The 23245-nt window shown below is 65.7% G+C and carries 24 protein-coding genes and 1 tRNA gene; 23 read left to right on the forward strand and 2 right to left on the reverse strand.

The window, feature by feature from the left end; genetic code table 11:
• Positions 1-180 precede the first annotated feature (180 nt).
• Together VGE27_RS00555 and VGE27_RS00560 are read right to left on the reverse strand one after the other, a co-directional pair.
• A tRNA-Ile gene (locus VGE27_RS00555) sits at positions 181-254 on the reverse strand.
• Positions 255-321: 67 nt separating this feature from the next.
• On the reverse strand, positions 322-1323 hold the full coding sequence (locus VGE27_RS00560; RefSeq protein WP_331047676.1) for a bifunctional ADP-heptose synthase: 1002 nt from the start codon (positions 1321-1323) through the stop codon (positions 322-324).
• Between the two features lie 121 nt (positions 1324-1444).
• Here VGE27_RS00560 and VGE27_RS00565 point away from each other — a divergent pair, with 121 nt between their 5' ends.
• The 23 genes from VGE27_RS00565 to VGE27_RS00675 all read left to right on the forward strand — a co-directional run.
• On the forward strand, positions 1445-2362 hold the full coding sequence (locus VGE27_RS00565; protein ID WP_331047677.1) for a DMT family transporter: 918 nt from the start codon (positions 1445-1447) through the stop codon (positions 2360-2362).
• A 60-nt stretch (positions 2363-2422) separates the two neighbouring features.
• Positions 2423-3538, forward strand: coding sequence for an asparaginase (locus VGE27_RS00570; protein WP_331047678.1), 1116 nt, complete (start codon positions 2423-2425; stop codon positions 3536-3538).
• A gap of 64 nt (positions 3539-3602) precedes the next feature.
• Positions 3603-4244, forward strand: a complete 642-nt coding sequence (locus VGE27_RS00575) for a carboxymuconolactone decarboxylase family protein (RefSeq protein ID WP_331047679.1) — start codon at positions 3603-3605, stop codon at positions 4242-4244.
• Between the two features lie 76 nt (positions 4245-4320).
• Positions 4321-5343 carry a GTPase ObgE gene (obgE, locus tag VGE27_RS00580; RefSeq protein WP_331047680.1) on the forward strand — a complete coding sequence of 341 codons (1023 nt, stop codon included), beginning with the start codon at positions 4321-4323 and terminating at the stop codon, positions 5341-5343.
• Between the two features lie 28 nt (positions 5344-5371).
• Positions 5372-6370 (forward strand): DNA-processing protein DprA, encoded by a 999-nt coding sequence (dprA, locus tag VGE27_RS00585; protein WP_331047681.1) that lies wholly within the window; start codon positions 5372-5374, stop codon positions 6368-6370.
• Positions 6367-7554 carry a radical SAM family heme chaperone HemW gene (hemW, locus tag VGE27_RS00590; protein ID WP_331047682.1) on the forward strand — a complete coding sequence of 396 codons (1188 nt, stop codon included), beginning with the start codon at positions 6367-6369 and terminating at the stop codon, positions 7552-7554. The genes dprA and hemW overlap by 4 nt, the downstream gene beginning before the upstream one ends.
• A 10-nt stretch (positions 7555-7564) precedes the next feature.
• Complete coding sequence (gene hrcA / locus VGE27_RS00595; protein WP_331047683.1) at positions 7565-8611, forward strand: heat-inducible transcriptional repressor HrcA; 1047 nt, start codon at positions 7565-7567, stop codon at positions 8609-8611.
• A 125-nt stretch (positions 8612-8736) separates the two neighbouring features.
• The gene (gene dnaJ / locus VGE27_RS00600; protein ID WP_331047684.1) at positions 8737-9870 is read left to right on the forward strand and encodes a molecular chaperone DnaJ; all 1134 of its coding nucleotides are present in this window, start codon (positions 8737-8739) and stop codon (positions 9868-9870) included.
• Complete coding sequence (locus VGE27_RS00605) at positions 9863-10711, forward strand: 50S ribosomal protein L11 methyltransferase (protein ID WP_331047685.1); 849 nt, start codon at positions 9863-9865, stop codon at positions 10709-10711. The genes dnaJ and VGE27_RS00605 overlap by 8 nt, the downstream gene beginning before the upstream one ends.
• Positions 10684-11454, forward strand: a complete 771-nt coding sequence (locus tag VGE27_RS00610; RefSeq protein WP_331047686.1) for an RsmE family RNA methyltransferase — start codon at positions 10684-10686, stop codon at positions 11452-11454. The genes VGE27_RS00605 and VGE27_RS00610 overlap by 28 nt, the downstream gene beginning before the upstream one ends.
• Entirely contained in the window at positions 11447-11791 is a 345-nt protein-coding gene (locus VGE27_RS00615) for a histidine triad nucleotide-binding protein (protein WP_331047687.1), read from the forward strand. Before VGE27_RS00610 ends, VGE27_RS00615 begins: the two co-directional genes overlap by 8 nt.
• 118 nt (positions 11792-11909) lie before the next feature.
• Entirely contained in the window at positions 11910-12098 is a 189-nt protein-coding gene (rpsU, locus tag VGE27_RS00620) for a 30S ribosomal protein S21 (protein WP_012683383.1), read from the forward strand.
• An 8-nt stretch (positions 12099-12106) separates the two neighbouring features.
• Entirely contained in the window at positions 12107-12559 is a 453-nt protein-coding gene (locus VGE27_RS00625; protein WP_331047688.1) for a GatB/YqeY domain-containing protein, read from the forward strand.
• 90 nt (positions 12560-12649) lie between these two features.
• Entirely contained in the window at positions 12650-15112 is a 2463-nt protein-coding gene (locus VGE27_RS00630) for an endonuclease MutS2 (RefSeq protein ID WP_331047689.1), read from the forward strand.
• 60 nt (positions 15113-15172) lie between these two features.
• Entirely contained in the window at positions 15173-17149 is a 1977-nt protein-coding gene (gene dnaG, locus VGE27_RS00635) for a DNA primase (RefSeq protein WP_331047690.1), read from the forward strand.
• 68 nt (positions 17150-17217) lie between these two features.
• Positions 17218-17937: a hypothetical protein gene (locus VGE27_RS00640; protein ID WP_331047691.1), complete on the forward strand. Its 720-nt coding sequence runs from the start codon at positions 17218-17220 to the stop codon at positions 17935-17937.
• A gap of 127 nt (positions 17938-18064) precedes the next feature.
• A complete protein-coding gene (recJ, locus tag VGE27_RS00645) occupies positions 18065-19843 on the forward strand; it encodes a single-stranded-DNA-specific exonuclease RecJ (RefSeq protein WP_331047692.1) in 1779 nt (592 codons plus the stop codon).
• Positions 19844-19845: 2 nt separating this feature from the next.
• A complete protein-coding gene (rsmD, locus tag VGE27_RS00650) occupies positions 19846-20367 on the forward strand; it encodes a 16S rRNA (guanine(966)-N(2))-methyltransferase RsmD (RefSeq protein WP_331047693.1) in 522 nt (173 codons plus the stop codon).
• Complete coding sequence (gene coaD, locus VGE27_RS00655; protein ID WP_331047694.1) at positions 20367-20918, forward strand: pantetheine-phosphate adenylyltransferase; 552 nt, start codon at positions 20367-20369, stop codon at positions 20916-20918. The genes rsmD and coaD overlap by 1 nt, the downstream gene beginning before the upstream one ends.
• Positions 20915-21937, forward strand: coding sequence for a phosphate acyltransferase (locus VGE27_RS00660; RefSeq protein ID WP_331047695.1), 1023 nt, complete (start codon positions 20915-20917; stop codon positions 21935-21937). Before coaD ends, VGE27_RS00660 begins: the two co-directional genes overlap by 4 nt.
• A gap of 23 nt (positions 21938-21960) precedes the next feature.
• The gene (locus VGE27_RS00665) at positions 21961-22293 is read left to right on the forward strand and encodes an STAS domain-containing protein (protein WP_331047696.1); all 333 of its coding nucleotides are present in this window, start codon (positions 21961-21963) and stop codon (positions 22291-22293) included.
• A gap of 57 nt (positions 22294-22350) precedes the next feature.
• The gene (locus tag VGE27_RS00670; RefSeq protein WP_331047697.1) at positions 22351-22818 is read left to right on the forward strand and encodes an ATP-binding protein; all 468 of its coding nucleotides are present in this window, start codon (positions 22351-22353) and stop codon (positions 22816-22818) included.
• Positions 22815-23245: hypothetical protein (locus VGE27_RS00675; RefSeq protein WP_331047698.1), on the forward strand; the 431-nt coding region annotated here is incomplete at its 3' end. The genes VGE27_RS00670 and VGE27_RS00675, both read left to right, overlap by 4 nt.

Here is a 23245-nt window from a genome sequence, read left to right on the forward strand (position 1 = left end):
CAGGGACTCGAACCCCGGACCTCTGCTGTGTGAAAGCAGCGCTCTAACCAGCTGAGCTACGCGCCCGTCTACTGCGACCGCACAAAGTTGAAACCATCTGCGGCGGACCAAGAACGTAACGGGCCGAGCAGAGCGGGGGAAGCCCCCGCGCAAAAATCTGCGGAGGCCGTGTAGCGGTGATGGTCCGGGTGGGACTTGAACCCACGATCCTTCGATTATGAGTCGAGCGCTTTGACCGACTAAGCTACCGGACCGATGACGAGGCAGTGCGAAGTAACATGCTCCACCTCGGACTGCTCCTACAACATGCACCGCGTCGCTTCAGACCGCATCAGTTCCGCGGTGATCGTCATAGGCATGCAACACTTCTTCGGGTGAGACGGTCGCCGCACCCAGTTTCCCGACTTCGACGCCCGCGGCATAGTTGGCCACGATTGCGGCTTCGAGCGCCGTGGCGCCCGCCGCAAGCATGGTGGCCAGGTAGGCTGTGACCGTGTCACCCGCACCAACGACGTCGTAGACTTCGCGCGCCGTGGTCGGCACACGGTGTACCACACCGTCGGACGAAATGAGTGCCATGCCTCGTTCGCCGAGTGTGAGCAGCAAATGGTCCACGCCTAGACGAGCGAAGGTCTCCGGGAGCGCACCGGGGTGCTCGAGATCAACGGCGGCGCCCAACGCACTTTCCAGCTCGCGTCGATTGGGCTTGAACACCGTCGCCCCCCGATACGAGAAGAAATTGCGGAACTTCGGATCCACCACGATGGGCAGCTGTCGCGCACGGGCCATGGCGATGGCACCCTCGATCACGGCCGGCACCAGCACACCCTTGTTGTAGTCCTCGAACACCAGCGCCGTGGCGTGCGGCAGTGCGCGTTCGATGGCCTCGAGCACACGCTGTACATCGTGCACCGAGAGATCGGTGTCGTCTTCCTCATCGAAGCGCACCAGCTGCTGGGAGCGCGCCATGACACGGGTCTTGGTGGTCGTCGGGCGATCTACGGTCACCAGCGAACGCCCCTGCATGGCGCCTGCTTCGAGCCGCTCTCGCAACGTCGCGCCAGCAGCATCGTTGCCAATGACTGATACGAGATCGCATCCCGCGCCGAGCGCCGCCACGTTTTGCGCCACGTTGGCCGCCCCGCCCAATGCCAGTTTGCGATCCCGGACCCGCACCACGGGCACCGGCGCTTCCGGGGAGATGCGATCGACGTCGCCGCGGAGGTACACGTCCAGCATGGCATCGCCGACAATGACCACGTGCTGCTGACGGGCCGCCGATAACAGAGATTCCAGGCGCTCACGCGCAATGGTTGGTGGCATGCGGGGGAAAGTACACGCGCCGCGGCGAACGCGGGATTACCTTCGGCGCGACGGCCTCGCCTGACCACGGAGCCCCATGACATCGAGCAGCACCTCTCGGGCACCTGCCGAGCCGCCACATGTGTCGTCGACCACGGCACGCACGCCATATCTGGTTCTTGCCGCATCGCTGATCGGCATCTCGTTTGCCGCGCCACTGATCCGACTGTCAGAGGCGGCGCCATTGGTGATTGCCACATGGCGGCTGGGTTTCTCGCTCATCATCGTCGCCATCGCATTGCTGGTGGGCGGTGGCTGGCGGGCATGGCGCGCCCTGTCGCGAAACGATCTCTCGCTGGCCGCCGGTGCGGGTGTACTGCTGGCGCTCCACTTCTGGAGCTGGAATACGTCGCTGCGCTACACGACCGTCGCGGCATCGGTCGCGCTGGTGAACCTGCAGCCCGTCATCATCGCGGCGATTTCGGGCCTCTGGCTGCATGAACCGGCGACGCGAAAGCAGTGGTTCTGGATCGTGGTCGCCGTCATCGGCGCCTTGGTGGTTGGCCTCGCCGACGTGCCCGGTGGTCTGAGCGCGGTTGGCCCGGCACTCCTTGGCGCGGGATCCGGTTCCCGGGCCCTGCTGGGTGACGGTCTCGCGCTGCTCGGCGCAGTCACCGCCGCGGGGTACTACCTGATCGGCCGTCGGCTGCGGCAGCATCTGGCGCTCTGGCCGTACGTCGGCCTCGTGTACGGGGCAGCGTTCGTGGTGTGCCTCGTGCTGTGCCTCGCCACTCAGGCACCGCTCACGCCGCAGCCGCCCCGGGAGTTGGCGATCTTTGCCGGACTCGCGCTCGGGCCCATGCTGCTGGGGCACACCGGGATGAACTGGGCGCTGGCTCATCTGCCCGCCTTTGTCGTCAACCTGACCGTGCTGGGCGAGCCGGTCGGCGCCACTCTGCTCGCCGCCGTGTTGCCGGGTATCGCCGAGGTACCTGGCCCGGCAACGTTGATTGGCGGCGCCCTGGTACTGACCGGCGCCATTCTCGCGGCCAGGCGCTGAGAGGGCCCCAGTGTTGTCCGGCGCGTAGGAGGGGGCGGGGGAGCGGTTTACCTTTCACTGGTGTGGATTCCCGAAGCCCTGATCTCGCCGACCTCCGGTGTGCGCATCGTGCCCGTCCCGGGCGATGCCGGACCCGACGGTAAACCAGCCACGTCCCGATTGGATGGGGCGGCGGCGCTCGACGTGGCCGTCACGCGTGGTGACCTGGTGGAGTCCACGCATCGGGTACACGCCGCCGTGGTCAATGCCGACGGTGTGCTACTCGATGCTACCCGCGACCCCGGACTCAAAGTCTGGTGGCGCTCCTGCGCCAAGCCGTTTCAGGTCATGCCGCTTGTCCGGAGCGGTGGCCTCGATGCGCTCGGTTGGGGCGTTGATGAACTGGCGCTGGCCTGCGCATCGCATGGCGGGGAGCCAGAGCATGTGGCCGTGGCTGCGCGCATGCTGGAGCGGCTTGGACTGGAAGAGGGCGACCTGGCGTGTGGACCGCACGATCCGCTGGCGTCGCGCGGAGGACGCTTGCTGCGTGAGGCTGGCCAGCGTCCCTCACGTCTGCACAACAACTGTTCCGGCAAACACTCCGCCATGTTGGCCCGCGCGTTGCAAGGCGGACTGGCCACGGCAGGCTACGAGCGCGCCGAACACCCGGTACAGCGTGATTGCCGACGCGCGGTATCCGAATGGACGGGCGTACCGGACTCGGAGCTCGGGGTGAGTGTGGATGGGTGCGGCGTGTCGGTCTTTGCCTTGCCACTCGCCAACATGGCCTTCTCCTACGCCCGTCTCGCGCGTGCTGCGCACATGGGCGATGACGCCAGTCGACGAGTGGTCAATGCCATGACCGGTCAGCCCTTTTTGGTTGGCGGCACCGACCGATTCGACACGCTGGTGATGGAAGCCGGGCAAGGCAACATCATCTGCAAGATCGGCGCAGAAGGTGTCCACACCTTCGCCATCGTCGACCAGCAAATCGGGTTCGCCCTCAAGGTCGAGGATGGATCGCCGCGGGCACAGTTTCCCGCCGCGCTCGCACTCCTCGATGCTTACGGGGCCTTGCCGCGCCCGCTTCCGTCGCCACTCGCGGACTTCCTGCGCCGCCCGGTACGCAACACCCGCGGTGAGCAGGTGGGGACGGTCGGCGTTTGCCGAGCCCGGCTCGGCGAGCCGTTCGCGTAACACGTGGCCCCGCGCTGGCACTGCCCGCGCGGAGCACGATTTTGATCATGACCGCAATCTTTCGATGACAGCGCCCGCTATCTCTGATATTACGTTGACCTCACTCGATGGTGAGACAGCGGTGCTGGTGCACCTGGCCGCAGTACTGGCCGGTGGCAGTGAGGCAGACACGCGAGCAGCACTGACGCGTGCCCATCATGACGTACGACCGGAGTGGGTGGAGGAGGTACTGCTTCAGACGTACCTGTTCGCGGGCTTCCCGCGCGCGCTCAATGGCACCCGGGAATGGCGACGCATCTCGGGTCGGGCTGCACCAACTGTCGATACCGCAGCCATCGACGGGCAGGCGGAGCGCCTCGCCAGTGGCGAGGTGACATGCTCGACCGTGTACGGCAAGTTCTATGAGCAGTTGCGGGTGAACATCCGGGAGTTACACCCGGCGCTCGACCAGTGGATGATCGAAGAAGGTTATGGCAAAGTGCTCTCGCGGGCACCACTCGATCTCGCCCGCCGCGAGTTGTGCATCGTGGCGGCGTGCGCCATCGCCCGACAGGATCGCCAGTTGCATTCACATCTTCACGGCGCGCTCCACGCCGGCGCATCGCCGCAGGTTGTCAGCGCGGTCATCGATGTCGTGGCGCCGCTGCTGTCGGCCGACGATGTCAGGCGGTATCAGGGACTCTGGGCCCGGGTACAAGGCAAGTAGGTCGCTTCATCCGAGCCGCCACACGCTCGGCGTACTGTCCGCATCATCATTCGCTCCAGATTCCGCAGAGTCTCTCATGTTCGTCGATCGCGTTCTCGTCAATGTCGAAGCCGGTACGGGTGGGTCAGGCCAGACCTCGTTCCGTCGGGAGAAGTACGTCCCCATGGGTGGTCCGGATGGTGGCGATGGCGGTCGCGGCGGCGATGTGATCGTGCGCGCGGACCGTAACCTCACCACGCTGCTCGACTACACCTACCGCGATTCGTGGAAGGCTGAGCGCGGACAACATGGCGAGGGTTCCAACCGCACCGGACGCTCAGGTGACGATGTGGTCCTGCCCGTGCCACCCGGTACGATCATTCGGGATTCCCGCACCAAGGAGCTCCTCGGTGAGGTGATGGAGCACGACGATACCGTGCTCGTGGCCAAGGGCGGACGCGGCGGCAAGGGCAACGCGTTTTTCGTGACGGCCACTCACCAGTCTCCGCGTGAATGGCAGCCTGGCGAAGAGGGCGACGTGCGCACGCTCGAACTCGAGCTCAAGCTCATCGCGGATGTCGGCCTCGTCGGACAGCCCAATGCCGGCAAGAGCACGCTGCTCTCGGTCATCTCCGCCGCTCGCCCGAAAATCGCTGACTATCCCTTCACCACGCTTTCGCCCAACCTCGGCGTGGTCCCCCTCAGCGATCACCGCTCGTTTGTCGTCGCCGACATTCCCGGTATCATCGAGGGCGCACACGAAGGCAAGGGACTTGGATTGCAGTTCCTGCGACATATCGAACGCACGCGCCTCCTCGCCTTCCTCATCCCCATCGATGCGATGGATTGGCAGGCAGAGCTCGACCAGCTGCGGCACGAAGTGGCGGCATACTCCGAGGAACTTGCGGCAAAGCCCTTCTGCGTCGTCTTCTCCAAGCTCGACCTCCTCGGCGAGCACTACATCCCCGAGATCGACGCCGGATCGGCATTCGGGCTTTACGCCATCAGCGGCGCCGGTCGCATGGGTCTCGACACCATGCTCGACGGTTGGTGGCGCCAGCTCCTGTCCATGCGCGTGGCCGCGGAACAGCCTCTGCGGGATGCACAGCTGCTCCCCTGAAGCCCTCGCCTGCCTGATCCTTCAGGCAGTGCCGAGGCTCGGTGATGTGGGCGTGCGCGCGCTGGTGGAATCTCACGGCAGCGCACAGAACGCGCTGGCATCATTAGACCCTTCCGCGTGTCAGGTGGCCGAAGTCAGCGCGCACGAGAGCATTCGGCTCGCCGAACGCAGTGGCGCCCACGTGGTGGCAATCACTGACGCGCACTATCCGGAGCGTCTCCGGGATTTGCGTGATGCACCGGCGGTACTTTTCGCCCGCGGCTCGATGGACATCGCCGCTGCACCGGCCGTCGCGATCGTAGGCACGCGTACCGCGACCGACTACGGGCTCCGTGTCGCGAAGGCCATTGCGACATCGTGCGCGCGCGCCGGCATCTGCGTGGTCAGTGGACTCGCCCGTGGCATCGATGCCGCCGCCCATGAAGCGGCGCTCGCAGCTGCAGGCAGAACCGTTGCCGTGCTCGGTACCGGCATTGACATCGCCTACCCACGCGGTCATCGGATGCTGCAGGAGCGCATTGCCCACGAAGGCCTCGTGCTCAGCGAGCAGGTGCCCGGCGACGCTGGTCACGCCGGTACGTTTCCGCGCCGCAACCGCATCATTGCAGCACTGGCCGATATCACGGTGGTGGTGGAGGCTGGAGAGGGCAGTGGGGCGCTCATCACGGCCGATCACGCCCTGGAGCTCGGACGTACGGTCGCGTGCGTGCCCAACGCCATCGATGTACCGACGGCCCGCGGCAGCAACGCGCTGCTCAAGGCGCACGCGGAGCCCATTCTCGCACCGGATGACGTGTTGCGCCTGCTCGCTATGGTGCCTGCACCAGCGCACGGTCCCGCACTCGATGGTGTGTCTGCGCAGTGCTGGCACGCCGTGCAGCGGGGGGCGCAAACCACCGCCGATGTGGCACGGATGACGGGCCTCGCCACGCGTGATGTCACCTCCGTTCTGGCACTGCTGGAGATCGACGGGCTGCTCGCGTTCGATGCAACAGGACGCATTCGCCCAACGCTCCTCACGACATGAGCGCTGTGGCCGCGCAAGAGGCGCCCGATGCAACACCCTCGCTGAATTCGGGCATAGGCCGAGTTCCCGAGTACGAGCACGTCTATGTGCACGTGCCATTCTGCGCGCGGCGCTGCAGCTACTGTGACTTTGCCATTGCAGTGCGACGGGAGGTGCCCTGGCAGGAGTACGTCGACGGTGTGCGTCGTGAACTGACCATCCAGCTGGGTGGTGATCGTCCCGCACTGCGCACCCTGTACTTCGGTGGAGGCACGCCCTCCCGATTGGGTGTTGATGGCGTCCAGGCATTGCTGGCCGTGATGCGTGAGCATTGCACATGGGACGATGACGCTGAGGTCACACTGGAGGCGAACCCGGAGGACATCTCCGTGGAGAGTGTCCGGCGGTGGCGGGCTGCAGGCATCAACCGGCTCAGCATTGGCGTGCAGAGCTTTCACAACGAGGTGCTGCACTGGATGCACCGCGTGCACGATGCCGATGCCGCCAAACGCGCCGTCGCGGCCGCGCGGGAGGGTGGGATACACGACCACTCCATCGATCTCATTTTCGCCACGCCGGACAACATCGTGCGCTCGTGGACGCACGACCTCGAGCAGGCCATCGCACTGGGGGCCGATCATGTGTCCCTTTACGGGTTGACCGTCGAACCCCACACACCGCTCGGTCGGTGGAGCGCGCGCGGTGATGTCCATGAAGCCGGCGAGGAACGTTACGAGCACGAGTTTCTCGAAGCACACGAGCGTCTCGTACAAGCCGGATACGAGCACTACGAAGTCTCCAACTACGCGCGCCCTGGACGCCGAGCGCGTCATAACAGCGCCTATTGGCTCGGCGTGCCGTATCTGGGAGTGGGTCCGTCAGCGCACGGATACGACGGTGCGCGTCGCCGCTGGAATGAATCCGCCTACGCTGCCTGGTTGCGGCAGGTCAACGAGGGACGGGATCCACGCGCCGGGGAGGAAGTGCTGACGCAGGAGAACCGCGTGGCTGAATCGGTGTACCTGGGCCTTCGCACCGTCGATGGATTGCAGATCGATGCCAGTGAACGTGCCCACGTGTCTCGGTGGCTCGATGCGGGGTGGGCCAATGTACACGACACAGATCACCTCACCTGCACACCAATGGGCTGGTTGCGCCTCGATGCACTCGCTGCCGACTTGACAGCGTTTCGCGGCACTTCGTAGGCTTCACCTCATGGCGCATGGTGCGGAACTCTCGGAGCGCGAGCGACGGGTCCTCGAAGCGGTGATTCAGAGCTACGTCGCGACGGCGGAGCCGGCGGGGTCACGTACGTTGTCACGGCAGTTCGGGCTGGGCATCTCGCCGGCCACCATCCGCAACACGATGAGTGACCTCGAGGACAAGGGGTTTCTCTTCCACCCGCACACGTCAGCGGGGCGCATTCCCACCGACAAGGCGTATCGCACCTATGTCGATTCGTTGATGCGCATCGACCCGCTGACCGCGCCCGAACAGCGTCAGCTCGAGGCGGAGATCACGGCAGGGGGGTCAGCGATCGAAACCATCCTCCGTCGTGCAGCGCAGTCGCTGGGCATCCTGACGCAGGAACTGGGCGTCGCGCTCGGACCACGCCTCGATCGCGCCGCGCTGCGTCAGGTCGAATTGGTGCGCGTGTCGTCCGACCGCCTGCTGATGGTCTTGAGCCTGACAGGCGGCGCGGTGCGCACGATCTTCGTGGAAGTGCCGGGAATCATTGCCGACGAGGCCCTCATCGGCGTCACCATTGTGCTCAATGAACGCCTGGCGGGTCTCACCCTCGCGCAGGTGCGCACATCGCTGGCCGCGCGATTGCGCGATGTGCAGACCACCCCGGAGACGGCGGAACTGCTCAACATCTTCCTGCAGGAAGGTGAACAGGTGTTCGGCCGAGTGTCCGCGGAACCCATTGAGACCGTGGTGCTGGGCAAGGCTTCTTTGCTGGCCGATCAGCCGGAGTTTGCTACCGGGGAGCGTATGCGCCAGCTCATCGAGCTGACCGAAACCCGCCAGCGTATTGCCACCCTCCTGGAGGAACGCCCGGGCGGACCGGGCCTGTCCATCACCATCGGCAACGAGCACGGGGACCCGAAACTGGAGCCGTTCACCGTGGTGACCGCCGGCTATCACGCTGGCTCCCTGAGCGGGGTGATTGGGGTCATCGGCCCCACCCGCATGCCCTACGAGAAGGTCATCTCGCTCGTCGAGCACACGTCCAGGCTGGTCTCAGACCTGCTCTGTTAGCCTCCTGGCGGCACTCCTCCCTGACGGGGGAATTGTCGATATTTCAGGGCTGGAGCATGCCGCAGCGGCTTCCCGACTGACCGGGGCCGTGGCGGCGCAATTCGTGTTTCTCAGGGATTTCGCACATGGCAGATTTTTACGCGGTGCTTGGTGTACCGCGCGACGCCTCCGACGACGATATCAAGAAGGCCTATCGCCGACTGGCGATGCAGTGGCACCCCGATCGCAACGGGGGCGCGAAGGAGGCCGAAGAGAAGTTCAAGGAGATCACCGAGGCGTACGATGTGTTGCGGGATCCGCAGAAGCGCGCGGCCTTCGACCGCTACGGCGAGGCGGGCCTTCGCGGCAGCGCGCAGTCGGCATACGAACACGTCGACCTGTCCGAAGCGCTGAACATCTTCATGCGCGACTTCGGTGGGTTTGGTGACCTGTTCGGTGGCGCCGCCGGTGGTGGCCGTCGCTCGGGACCACGCACGGGCGCCGACATCAAGGTGCCACTCTCGCTCACGCTGACCGAGGTCGCGACTGGCGCCGAGAAGACCGTGGTGATGAAAGTCCTCGACTCGTGTGACAAGTGCGAAGGATCCGGCGCTGAGCCGGGCACCAAGCCGCAGTCGTGTGGCACCTGTGGTGGAGCGGGCGAAGTACGCCGTGCGCAGCGCTCGTTCTTCGGGCAGTTCGTGTCGGTCGCACCGTGCCCCACCTGCGCAGGCGAAGGCGTGGTGGTGGCGTCGCCGTGCAAGAAGTGCCGTGGCGAGGGGCGCGTGCGCGCCGAACGCACGCTCAAGATCCAGATCCCGGCTGGCGTGGCCACCGGGCAGTACATGACGCTGCGTGGCGTGGGCAACGTGGGCCCTCGCGGCGGCACGCGCGGCGATGTGCTGGCGGTGTTCGAGGTGGAGGACGACGATCGCTTTGAACGCGATGGCGAAGACCTGTTCTGCGAAGCCCTCGTGACGTACCCGCAGCTCGTCTTCGGCGCGGACATCCGCGTACCGGGCGTGACGGGCGAACTCTCCTTGCGGGTTCCGTCGGGCACGCAGAGCGGTACCGTGTTTCATCTGCGCGGCCGAGGCTTGCCGCGCGTGAATGCCTCGGGCACCGGCGACCTGCATGTGAAGGTGCAGCTCTGGACCCCGCAGACCGTCGACGGGGAGGAGAAGTCGACGATCGAACGGCTGTCTTCCCTGCAGGGTCAGGCTCCCCAGCAGCGTGAGAAGGGATTCTGGTCGAAGATGAAGGAAGCGCTGCGTGCCTGAGACCGGAGAACGCTGGATCAGTGTGCGGGTGACGCCCGACGCCAACACGACTGGCGCACGCGAGGCCTGCATGGCCGCGCTGTTTGCAGTGGGTGCGCAGGGTGTGCATGAAGACCTCTCCGCGCTCGTGACGCATTTTCCACCGGGCACCGATCTCGAGGCCGTGCATCTCGCACTGACCGAGGCCGACGAGCTGGTGGTGATCGAGACTGCGCCCGTGGCCGATATCGATTGGAGCGAGGCGTGGAAGTCGCGGATCGGTTCGCACCAGCTGGGTGACCTGACCGTGGCGCCGCCCTGGCTGGCGGGGGAACTCGATCCGGCCCGCACCATTGTCATCGAGCCCGGGATGGCGTTTGGCACTGGCGAGCACGCGACCACGCGCGGCGTGGTGCGCCTGATGCCGCGGCGTCTGCGGCCTGGTAGCACCGTGGCCGACCTGGGCGCGGGCAGCGCGGTACTGGCCATCGCCGCAGCGAAGCTGGGCGCGGCGCGTGTCTACGCGATCGAATTGGACGGAGAGGCTATTCCCGATGCCGAAGCCAACGTCGAGCGCAACGGCGTCACAGGCATCGTGCATGTGTTCGAAGGCGACGCGGGTTCGCTGCTGCCGCTGGTCGCACCGGTTCAACTGGTGCTGGCCAACATCATCTCGTCGGTGCTCATCGAGTTGCTGCCGGTGATCGGCATGGCGCTCACCGAAGACGGATCGGCGATTCTGAGCGGCATCCTGCGCGAGGAGCGCGACACCATGGTGGAGGTGTTGGCGGCGCACGGCTGGACCATCTTCGAAGAGGACGCGGAGGACATCTGGTGGTCGGTGTCGATCGTGCGGGCGTAGCGGCCGGGCGTCCTCAGTTTGTCGTGGCCGACGCCATCTCGGTGGGCGCCACGCTGGCGCTCGACGAGGGCGCAGTCCGTCATATCCGTGTGCTCCGCCTCGATGCGGGCGCCGTGATCGGTGTACGGAACGGGCAGGGCAGCATCGGGGCAGGGCAGCTGGTGCGCATATCCAAGACGCAGGCGCATGTGGAGATCACCGAGGCGACCACCGTGTCGCCGCTGCCCGCGGTGCACCTGCTGGTGCCGGTGGCGGATCGGGATCGCATGCTGTGGCTGGCCGAAAAGGCGGCGGAGCTCGGAGTGACGAGCTGGCGTCCGGTGATGTGGCGCCGATCGCGCAGTGTCTCGCCGCGCGGCGAGGGGGTGAGTTTTCAGGCCAAGGTCCGTGCCCGCATGGAGGGGGCGCTGGCGCAGTCCGAGGGCGCCTGGCTTCCCCAGCCATTTCCCGAGGCGAACCTCGAGCGCGCCATTCTGGCCGCCCCCGCAGGCGACCGGATTGTGCTCGACCCGGATGGTGAGCCCTTGGTCGGGCCGTCGGTCGCGCCGTTGGTGGCGCCGGTCGTCATTGCCGTCGGCCCTGAGGGTGGGCTGGAGTCGGACGAGATCGATGATCTGGAGCAGGCGGGGTTCCGGCGGCGCTCGCTGGGACCGACGATCCTGCGTTTCGAAACGGCCGCGGTGGCGGCATTGGCCATTGCCCGGACCGCCCTCGGGCGGGGGAGCGTGACACCTGATGAGTGACCCCAGTTGCATCTTCTGCCGGATCGTGGCGGGGGAAATCCCGGCCACCGTGATCGCCAGGACCGAGCAGGCGCTGGCGTTCCGGGACCTGCATCCGCAGGCTCCGTCCCACCTGCTGGTGATTCCCACCCGCCACGTGGACTCACTGGCCACGGCGGAGGACGCTGTCGAGTTGGGCGCGGTGCTGTCGTTGGCGGCTGAGGTGGCAAAAAGCGAAGGGTTGGCGGACGGCGGCTACCGGGTCGTCACCAATATCGGGGCGGACGGTGGCCAGACCGTGCAACACCTGCATTTCCATGTGCTTGGCGGTCGTCAGATGCATTGGCCGCCGGGTTGACCCGGGGCTACGAATCCCCTAGGATACAGGGCTGTTCCATCATTTTGTCCGCGATCCGCATGATTACATCCCGATCGTGCGCGGCGGACAGTCTCCGAAGGCCACACCGAGGTTCAGTTTGTCGGAAGTCATCATCCACGAGGACGAGAATTTCGAGCGGGCACTCAAGCGCTTCAAGAAGAAGTGCGAGAAGGCCGGTATCCTGTCCGATCTGCGCAAGCATCGTCACTACGAGAAGCCGTCGGAGCGTCGTAAGCGCAAGATGAACGCCGCCGTTCGGAAGAACCGCCGCACCCGCCACGGGTGAGCAGTCCTGTGGACGCCAGCGGCGCTTCGCTGCTGGCGCGGTTGCAAGGAGATCAGGCTACGGCTCGCCGCGAACAACAGAAGGATCGCGTCCTCCTCCTCGGCATGATCATCGCCGAGGTCAAGAATCGCGAGCTGGAATTGTCACGGCCTATCTCTGACGACGACGTCACTGACGTCATCCGCAAGGGCATCAAGAAGCGTCGCGAATCTGTCGAGATGTACGGCAAGGCTGGCCGCACTGACCTGCTCGAGAAGGAACAGCAGGAGGTGGTCCTGCTGGAGGATTACCTCCCCCCGCAGGTCGACCCGGCGGAAATCCGTGCAGCGGTGGTTGCAGCGATCGCTGCAGGCGCCAGCAATGTGGGCGCCGTGATGGGACGTGTCATGCCGGCGTTCAAGGGTCGAGTGGATGGCGGTGTGATCAATGCCATCGCGCGCGAGGAACTCGCCGGGAAGTAACCGGCTGGTGACACGGGCGCCCGCGGTACGAACCGCCATATCCGTGTCTCTCCCTTCGCAGCGCACGCAGCTGCAGTTCCGCAGGTGGTCATGAACGCGCACGCCCTCGGCATTCTCGAGTTCTCCCGTCTCCTGGCGCACGTCGCAGGACGGGCCACGTCGGCTCCTGGCGCCGCCGCCGTTCGCGCGCTAGCGCCGCGTACGGACCGTGAGTGGATCGAATCCGAGCACGCCCGTGTGCGTGCGGTGCGTGCGCTGATCACGTCCGAGTTGGGATGGCCCACAGAGCCCATCCCAGACATCGGTGAACCGCTGCGCCGTTTGCGCATCGAAGGCCTGTCCTGGACAGCGCACGAGCTGTTGCAGGGCGCCACCTTGCTGCGCTCCTCTCGACGCACACGCGCCACGCTGCGCGATCCGCGCCGGCCCGCCATCATGCTGGCCTACCTGGTGCGCTACGCCGAGGCGTTGGTGGACCTCGAGCCTCGTGAGCACGCGATCGAACGCGCCATCGGTGAAGACGGTACCGTGCGTGACGATGCCTCGCCGGCGCTCCGCAAAGTGCGGCGCGAACTCCGGGAAACGGAGGGCCAGCTCGTCCGGCTGCTCGAGCGCGAAATGGGTAAGCTCGAGACACATCATCAGGTGAGCGACCTGTCGGTCACGATGCGCAATGGACGGTGGGTGATGCCCATGCGCCGCGAAGCCCGCGGATATGTGGGTGGCATCGTGCACGACAGCTCCGGCACAGGCGCGACCATCTTCGTCGAACCGCCGGCGGCCGTGGAGTTTGGCAATCGCGTCCGCGAACTCGAGATCGAAGAGCAGCGCGAGGTGGAGCGTGTGCTGCGTGCACTCACCGACGAGATCCGCCCGTACCACGACGCCATTGGTGCTGCCTACGATGCACTGGTCGCGCTTGATGCGCTGTACGCCCGCGCCCGATACGCCATCGAGGCGCAGTGCGCGTTTGTCACATTCGGTGATCCGGCGGAAGGCTTTCGCATCGTCGATGGGCGGCACCCATTGCTGCAGGCCAAGGGCACTGCGGTTGTGCCCTTCGACCTCACACTGCATGCCGACGAGCGCACCATGCTCGTGTCCGGTCCAAACACTGGCGGCAAGACCGTGCTGCTCAAGGCCATTGGTCTGATCAGCATGATGGCGCAGTGCGGCATCCCCGCGCCGGTTGGCGAAACCAGTCACCTCGCCGTCTTCGATGATCTCTTTGCTGATGTCGGTGACGAGCAAAGCATCGAAGCGAGTCTCTCCACCTTCAGCGCGCACCTCAAGAATCTCGGAGAGATCCTGCGCTCGGCGACACCGTCTTCACTCGTGTTGATCGACGAACTCGGGTCGGGCACCGATCCCGCCGAGGGCGCTGCGTTGGGCGGCGCAATTCTCGAGACACTGACGCGCCGTGGAACGCTCACCCTCGCCACGACGCACCTTGGACAGCTCAAGCTGCTCGCGACGGACGTGAGCGGTGTGGTGAACGCCTCGCTGCAGTTTGACGCGGTGCAGCTGGCGCCCACCTATCGGCTGCTCAAGGGCGTGCCGGGGCGCAGCTATGGGCTCAGCATCGCGCGGCGCCTGCGCATCGACGAAGCCGTGATCGAACGCGCGGAAGAGCGTTTGCCCACTGGCGAGCGCGACATGGCCGTGCTGCTGGCCGATGTCGAAGCGCGCGAGGCACTGCTCGCCGATCGCGAACGGTTGATGGAGATCGAGCAGGAAAAGCTTCGTGCCCGCCTGGCGACCGTGGGCGATCGCGAGCTCAAGGTGCGCGAGCGGGAGCGCGAGTCTGAGCGGACGGCACGTCAGGATGCGCGCCGATACCTGCTCGAGGCCCGGGGGCAGGTCGAGCGCGCCATTGCCGACGTGAAGCGGCAGGCGCAGACGGAGAGTGAGGCCTTCGAGGAGGCGGCGCGGGCCGCGCGGCGTTCCATCGAAGAGGCGGCCGCCGAACAGGGGCACGCGGTGGCGCATGTCGATGTGCGTGGCGAACGCGATCGGGCTCGTGTGGATGCCAAGCGCGGCGCGGCGGCGGCGGCCGCCAATCCCAATCTCGGTCGCATCGTGCGCGGGGACCGTAGCACGCCCGTGGCACCATTGGTCGAGGGCGACCATGTCGTGGTGAGCACGCTGGGCGGAAAGACCGGTCGCATTGTGTCCGTGCGGGGGCAGGATGCTCGCGTGGCCGTCGGCTCACTCACGGTGACGGTGCCGTTGCGCACACTCACCCGGTCTGCAACGGCGCCTGCGCCGACGTTCAAGCTGTCCATCATGGGCGACGTGCCCGAGGTGGAGCCTGTTCGTGAAGTGGACGTGCGTGGCCTGCGTGTGGATGAGGTGGATGATCAGGTGCTGCAAGCGCTCGATGCGGCGGTGCGCAACGACCTGCGCGAGTTGCGCATCATTCACGGCAAGGGCACCGGAGCATTGCGGTCACGGGTCAGCGAGATGCTCAAGAAGGACACCCGGGTGACCGGATTCCGCCTCGGCGCCTGGAACGAGGGTGGCGCCGGCGTGACAGTTGCCGAACTGGCATGACCGGACGTTGATTCGTCCAATGGCCCTTCTCGTGCGGTCCCTTCACGTGCGTGTACACGCATGATCGCCGACGAACTGGTCGAGCAGGTCCGGTCCGCTGCGGATATCGTCGAGATCATCAGCGAGTATGTGCCGCTGCGGCGTTCCGGCGGCACATGGCGCGGGCCCTGTCCCTTCCATCAGGGCAAGAACCCCAACTTCTCAGTTTCCCCGTCCCACGGCAGCTACCACTGCTTCGTGTGTCACGAGAGCGGCGACGTGTTCACGTTTCTGCGCAAGCGTCTCGGGCTCGACTGGCCGGCCGCGGTGAAGTACGTCGGCGAGAAGGTTGGCATCGAAGTCATCGATACGCCGCGACGCGCGCCGGTCCAGGATCCCAACGCCCCCAACCACGAAGCACTGGCTGCGGCATCCGAATGGTTCCAGCGGCAGCTGTTGGATGAACAGGCCGGCCGTGACGCGCGCGCGTATCTCGCCCAACGCGGGCTCGATGCCGCGGCATGGCAGCGGTTTGGAATCGGCTTTGCACCTCGCGATGCACAGGCACTCCGTCGGTACCTGCATTCACTGGGGCACGACGATGCGCGACTGATCGAGGCGGGCCTCCTCGCACTGCGCGAGGGCGAGACTGAGCCGCGTGTGCGTTTTCGTGGCCGTGTGATGTTTCCCATTCACGACGAACTTGGCCGACCCGTGGGATTCGGCGGTCGGGCCATGGGCGACGATCAACCCAAGTATCTCAACAGTCCCGAATCACCGGTCTTCCAGAAACGCCGCACTCTCTACGGACTGCACACGGCCAAGCAGGCGATGCGTCGCGCTGAGCGCGCGATTGTAGTGGAGGGATATCTCGACGCTATCCGACTGGCGTTGGCCGGCATCGAAGAAGTGGTCGCACCATTGGGGACGGCACTGACTGAGGAGCAGGCGAAGCTGCTCGTGCGCTATGCGTCCGAGATCTTCCTGCTGTATGACAGCGATGAGGCAGGTCAGAAGGCCACCTTCCGCTCGGGCATGGAGCTCCTGCGGGAGAAGGCCGCGGTACGCGTCGTCACGCTGCCGGATGGCGAGGATCCCGATTCCTTCGTGCGCGGACATGGACGCGGCGCGATGGAAGCTCAGCTTTCACAGGCCATTGATCTCTTCGACCGTCAGGTGCAGCTGCTGGAACGCCGTGGTTGGTTCAGTGATCTGCGACGCAGCCGACGGGCCGTCGACAAGCTCCTGCCCACCATTCGGGCCGCGGTGGATCCGCTGACGCGCGATTTGTACATGGCACGTCTCGCCGAAATCACACGTCTCGACAAGAGCGCTATCGCTACTGAAGCGGAGGCGCAGGACGAAGCCGAGCGCCGCCGCTCGACGGCGATGGTGAGGCACAATCCTGCCAGTGCAGCGAGCACGTCTGACGCGGGATTTGCGCCGCCGAGCCAGGCACCCTTCGATGGGTATGAGGACGGATCGGGGCATGGTCACGCGCAGGAGCCTGCGCCACTCCCTGAACCGGCCTCCGACAAGGCCGCCCGCGCGCCGTGGAAGGGCCGCAGGGGCAAGCAAGGACCGGAGTGGAAGGTGACGGCCATTCCACCGCGTCCGCGCAGCGATGAGCCCGTGGAACGCGCTATCCTTCGGGCGATGCTGTTTGATCGTGGCGTCGCTGAACGGGTGGCGGAACGTCATCCGCCGGAGAGTTTCCGAAATCCGGCCTATCGCGAGCTCTTTGGGGTACTGCTCGACATACCTTTCGATGAGGATCTGGAGCAGGTCGCTTCATATCTGTCGGAGGATGCCATTCGCGTGCTGCGCGACCTCACCGAGGGTAGTCCGTTCGAGGCCGAGGCGGCCGATATCACGCTCAGCCTCACCAAGCTGGACGCGCGGGTGCTCGAAGATCGCATCGATGAAATACTCGAAGCGATGCGTGGCACCGATGATCGAGGCGAAAAAGACACACTCATGCGAGAGCGTCTCGAACTGGAGACTGAATTGCGTCGCCTCTTGCCCATACGCAGTCCACGCACTAAACCGAGAAGGTAGGGCGGTGTACACGGCGCGAATCTCGCGCCCGTGACGCCGCATCCACGAAGCATTTTGCTGGAGGCGCGGTGTATCCGGAATTGCAGGCGTTGCTGACGGTGCAGCAGGACGACGAAGTGATCCGGTCGATCGAAGCCCGGCTTGAATCACTTATGCCACGCTTCAACGCGCTCGAGGCATCGCGTCGACAGGCTGCTGCCGAAGTCACGCGCAATGAGGCCGGGCTGGAGCGCGAAAGTGCCCGCCTGCGAGCGTGCGAAGGCCGGTTGGCGGATCATCGGGCGCGACTGGAGAAGAACTCTGCCGTGCTGGATGGCGCCCAGAAGCTCAAGGAAGCCACGGCGGCGGCTGCGCAGGTCGAGGCGGCGCGCAAGGCTGTGGCCGAGGAAGAGAGTGAGCTGCTGACGGCGTCGCGCCGTGTGTCGGACGTTCGCGCCGCGGTCGCCGGGAATCGCGAGGAACTCGAGCGGGTGTCCGGCGAGCTTGAAGTGGTGCGTGCGTCGATCGGCGCCGAGAAAGCCGCCATCGAGGGCGATCTCCAGAAAGTGCGGGCCCGCCGGGCTGTGTCGGCGCAGGGTGTTGGCAAGACCCTGCTGTCGCTGTATGACCGCGTGAACTCCCGTCGGCGCACCATCGTGGTGCACCCGTTGCATGATGATTTTTCGTGCGGCGCCTGTGACACGGCAATTCCGATGCAGCGGCGTCTTCCCATGTCCACCGGCACGCGCGTCGAGCCCTGTGAAGCCTGTGGTGTGTTGCTGTACTTTCGCGCCGAGCCGGTGAGCTGATTCACCACGCCGAGTGCGTGACGCCGCCATCACGCGCCATGAGGACCTGATGGTCCGGCGCGTAGCCACGATGATGGATGCGCACTTTCGGGTGCCATGGCCGGGTGGTCGCTCGTAGATTCAGGGCGTGACGACCACCAGCCGACCCACACCACGCCAATCCCTGCGCCCGGACGCCCGATGGGTGACGGCACCGCCGCCGTCGCTCGACGCGGTGTCGGCACTGGTCGAGGGGTTGTTGCTCCCTGAGCCCGTGTGCCGGTTGCTGGTGAACCGCGGTTACGGCGACGTGGAGGCGGCCAAGCGGTTCCTGCGTCCGCGCCTGGATCACGTGGAGTCACCGTGGCAGTTGCACGACGCCGAACGCGCGGTCTCGCGCATTGCCGATGCCGTGCGCGCGCAGGAAACCATCTTCGTCCACGGCGACTACGATGTGGATGGGATGTCGTCCACCGCGCTGATGACGCGCGTCCTGCGCGACCTCGGCGCCCGAAACGTCGTGCCATTCGTGCCCAACCGGCTCACCGATGGCTACGATCTCGGTCCGGCCGGTGTACTCGCTGCCCGCGCTGCTGGCGCTCGACTCGTCATCACCTGCGATTGCGGTACGAGCGCACACGGAGCGGTGGCCGAATTGATGTCGGCGGGCATCGATGTGATCGTCACCGATCACCACCTGCCAGGCCACGGTATGCCGCCGGCATATGCCGTGTGCAACCCGCGCCATCCCAACTGCGCGTCGACCGACAAGGATCTTGCGGCCGTGGGCGTGGCCTACAAGCTCGCCCTCGCGTTGTGCGAAGTGTTTGGCGTGTCGCCCAATCTCGCGCATCGCCAGCTCGACTTGGTGGCACTGGCCACCATTGCCGACGTGGCGCCCCTGCGCGGGGAGAATCGTGTGTTTGTGCGCTATGGCCTCAAGCTGTTGGCCGAGAGTGCGCATCCAGGGCTTCGTGCGCTGATCCGTTCTTCCGGCCTCGATGCCAAGCCACTCACCGCAGGTCGTGTGGGTTTTGTGCTGGCACCTCGCCTCAACGCGGCCGGACGCATTGCCGACGCGCGTCTGGGACTGCAACTGCTGTTGGCCGAGCGCGATGACGAGGCGAACGTGATTGCGCGGGAGCTCGAAGAACTCAATCGCGCGCGTCAGGAACTCGATCGGTCCGTGCTTGACGACGCGCTGCGCCTGGTGGAATCGCCGAGCATGCGCGATCGCGTCGGGTTTGTACTCGCGCAGGAAGGATGGCATGCCGGTGTGATCGGCATCGTGGCCTCGCGCATCGTGGAACACACCGCGCGTCCCACCGTGCTCGTTGCGGTGGAGGATGGCATCGGCAAGGGATCGGGTCGATCCATTCACGCGTTCGACTTGCACGCAGGCCTCGGCGCGTGTGCGGATCTCTTCCAGCGCTACGGCGGGCATCGCGCGGCCGCCGGCCTCACGATGGATGCGGCGCAATTGCCCGCATTCGCCGAGCGGTTTGACGACGTGGCACGGGCGCAGTTGTCGCCAGATGATCTGGTGCCGGAGTTGCGGGTGGATCTCGATGTGCCCATCGATGCGGTAGGAGATGAGCTGGAGAAGCTGGTGCGCCATTTCGAACCGTTCGGCATCGGCAACCCGTCGCCCACGTTCCGCGCTGATGGTGTGCGACTTGCCGGTCCGACACGTCGCGTCGGTACCGATGGATTGCGCATCAGTGTCGATACACCGGGTGGCACACTCGAAGGCATCGGCTGGGGCCTGGCGGCGCGTATGCCGCGTCTCGATGTGGCTCGTCCGTATGACCTGACATTTCGGCTCGAGCGTGATGAGTATCGGGGCGTGTCGCGCCTCCAGCTCAAGCTGGCCGATGTGCGACCGGGCGAGTCGACGACCGGCACGCATTTCTCACACGGAGACTGACCATGCGTATCATCGCCGGTCGCTGGAAGGGTCGCCGCATCAGCGCACCACCGGGAGACACCGTACGGCCCACGGGTGACCGTGTACGGGAAGCGTGGATGAGTATTGTGCATCCGTTGCTGCCGGATGCCCGGGTGCTCGACCTCTGCGCGGGCAGCGGAGCGCTCGGGCTCGAAAGCCTTTCGCGCGGCGCGGCAGAATGCGACTTCGTGGAGCAGTCGCCCAAGGTGTTGCGGGTGTTGCAGGACAACATCGCCTTGGTAGGTGGTCATCCGGGCGCGCAGGTACACCGGGACGAAGCCACGCGGTTCGTGGCCGGTCTCGATGCGGGACGATACGACATCGCCTTCGCCGACCCGCCATACGCCTCCGAGGTCGCGTTGCGCTTGGCGGAGCTATGGATAGCGGTGCCTTTTGCCACCGTGTTCGCGGTGGAACATTCGTCGGCGACGGTAATGCCGGCCATCGGTGAAACCCGACGGTACGGGGCCACCGCGTTGACCTTCTTTCGTGCCCTCTCGTGATGTCGTCCACTCCATCACCGACCGCAGGTTCGTCCTCCTCGGACAGCCGTACGCCGTTGCTCGCCCTGTATGCGGGCTCGTTCGATCCGATCACGCACGGCCACGACGATCTCATCAAGCGCACGTTGACGTTCGCTGACCGGCTGATCGTGGCGGTGGCCAACAACGTCAACAAGCAACCATTGTTTTCGGTCGATGAACGCATCGGTTTCATTCGCGATGTGGTCGGTGATGACCCGCGCATCGAAGTACGGTCGTTCAGCGGCCTGCTCGTCGATTTCGCGCGCGAGACTGGTGCCCGCGTCAACGTGCGCGGTCTGCGAGCGGTGAGCGACTTCGAGTATGAGTTTCAGATCGCCCTGATGAACCGTCACCTGTATCCCGATCTCGAGACGGTCTTCATGACGCCCTCGCTGGACACCACCTACATCAGCTCGAGCATGGTGCGCGAGGTGGCGCGGTTTGGTGGCAACGTGACGGGGTTGGTGCATCCGCTGGTGGCCGAGGCCATGGAGCAGCGGTACGCGGCGCTGCGTCGAGGTGACGCATGAGCGGCGTCGGGCAGGGAGCATCAGCGGCATCGGCGGCGTTTCTCGAGTCGCTGCACGCCCGGGCCGGTGCCAAGCCGCGCACCATTCTGTTTCCCGAAGCGACGGATATTCGCACGGTGCAGGCCGTCATCAAGCTGCAGAAGCTGCGGTCCGTAGTGCCGGTCCTGGTGCGCCGCAGTGACGCCGCCACGGGGGTGACGCCCACGTCGGGTACCGTGCTCGATCCCCTGACCGATCCTCGCCATGAGCGGGTGGTGGCGCACCTGCTGGCCCGGCGCGGTGACAAGGGGTTGGTGCGGGAAGACGCCGAGCGTCTCGCCCGCGATCCCCTGTACTTCGCCGACTCCCTGGTGGCGATGGGCGAAGCCGATGGGTGCGTGGCCGGCGCGGTGCACACCACGGCTGATGTGTTGCGGGCTGCGCTGTGGACGATCGGCGCAGCCAGCGGGGTGCGCAATGTGTCTTCGTCGTTCTACCTGATCGTACCGCCGTTTCGCAGTGGGGAAGGTGAGGTGCTCACGTTCACCGACTGCGCGGTGATTCCCGATCCCAATGCGCGACAGCTGGCCGATATTGCGCTATCGGCGGCTGCAGACCGCCGACGAATTGTGGGCGACGAGCCGCGCGTGGCGTTTCTTTCTTACAGCACCATGGGCAGTGCAGACGGCCCGTCGGTGAGTAAGGTGCGTGAAGCGGTGGCCTTGGTGCGGGCCGCGGCCCCATCCCTGGTGGTGTCGGGGGAGTTGCAGGTGGATGCTGCCCTGATCGGTGACATTGCCCGCCGCAAGGCGCCCGGCGAAGCGGCCGGCGGGGTAGCCAATGTGCTGGTGTTTCCGTGCCTCGACGCGGGTAACATCGCGTACAAGCTGACCCAGCGGTTGGCAGGCGGTACGGCCATCGGGCCCATCTTGCAAGGGTTGGCCAGACCCTGCAGTGACTTGTCCCGGGGGGCCACGGCAGACGACATTGTGCATGTCGCCGCGATCACGGCCCTCCAGGCCGCGGACGCCGCTCCCTGAATCCTTCAGTCTGCGAGCACGAAATGAGCTTCACACTGGACCGCGCAGATGATGTGCTGACGGTGACGGTCGACGGCCAGCTGATCGTGACCAACCGGCAGGAATTCAAGCAGGCGATCCTCGACGCCGCGGATCAGGGCGTGCGCATCGTCATCGTCGACTTCACGCACACCGGCTACATCGACAGCTCAGGGTTGGGTGCGCTGGTCTCGCTGAGCCGACGCCTGCGCGATGTGGGCGGTGATCTCCGTTTGGTCGGGCTCAATGACGACCTGCGGACGCTCTTCGAGCTGACTCGGCTTGATGCGCTCTTTCCGCTGTTTCCGTCGCGTGCCGACGCCCTCGCCTCGCGCTGATTGGTGGCCAGTCGACTCGCCCCGGCTGCACACCCCCGGACGGACGATGGCGCGCCCGTGCTCACGCCGTTCGTGTCAGCTGACGTGGAATGTGATCCGGTGAAGCACATGTCGCGGTGTTGGGTGCTGTCGTCCGAACTCACGGTGATTCCGCCGGTGGTGGAGGACATTGTCACTCTGTGCCGCGATGCCGGGTTTTCTTCCAAGCAGTGTGGGTTGAATGTGCCGGTGGCGGTCACCGAAGCGATGGCCAATGCGATTCTGCGGGGCAATGACAGCGACGCCACGCGACACGTGGAAATCACGGTCGACGTGGACGAGCAGCGCCTGGTCGTGGACGTGTGCGATGAGGGTGAGGGCTTCGATCTCCAGCAGCTCCAGCAATCGCCCGACGACGCCGACTGGTTTGAGCGTGAGCATGGCCGCGGCGTGTTTCTGATGCGGAACCTGATGGACCACATCGAAAACGCCCGTCGCGATGGCCAGTGCGGTCATCGTCTCCGTCTCGTGCTGTATCGCGCATGAACGAGGTCGCAGCCCTTCTGGCCGCGTTTCTCGAGGCCACTGGGCGGCAGGCGGCCATCTGGGAACGACGTGAAGGTTCGGTGGCGCCCACCCTGCTTGGGGCGTCGTCGAGCGTGTTTGCCGAACGCACCACCTCCTGCGCGCAGGCCTGGGACGTCGCGTCGTGGGCCCGTTCGCATCAACTGCACGCGCAGCTGGTGAACACCGGCGAAAGTGTGGGCTGGTTGTTCGTCGAGGCCGACGAGACGGTGGCCCTGCAAGCCGCGGCGGGTGGGCCGGCGGCCGATGTTGATCGCCTGCTGGGACGCCTGCTACCCCTGGTGCGGCGCATCACGCGCGAGCGCGACGGTGCCACGCGCGAGCTGGCTGAGCGCTACGAGGAGATCAACCTCCTCTATGCGATCGGAGAGTTGCTGGGCGGTACCAC

Source organism: Gemmatimonas sp. (genome assembly GCF_036405635.1).
Lineage (GTDB): Bacteria > Gemmatimonadota > Gemmatimonadetes > Gemmatimonadales > Gemmatimonadaceae > Gemmatimonas.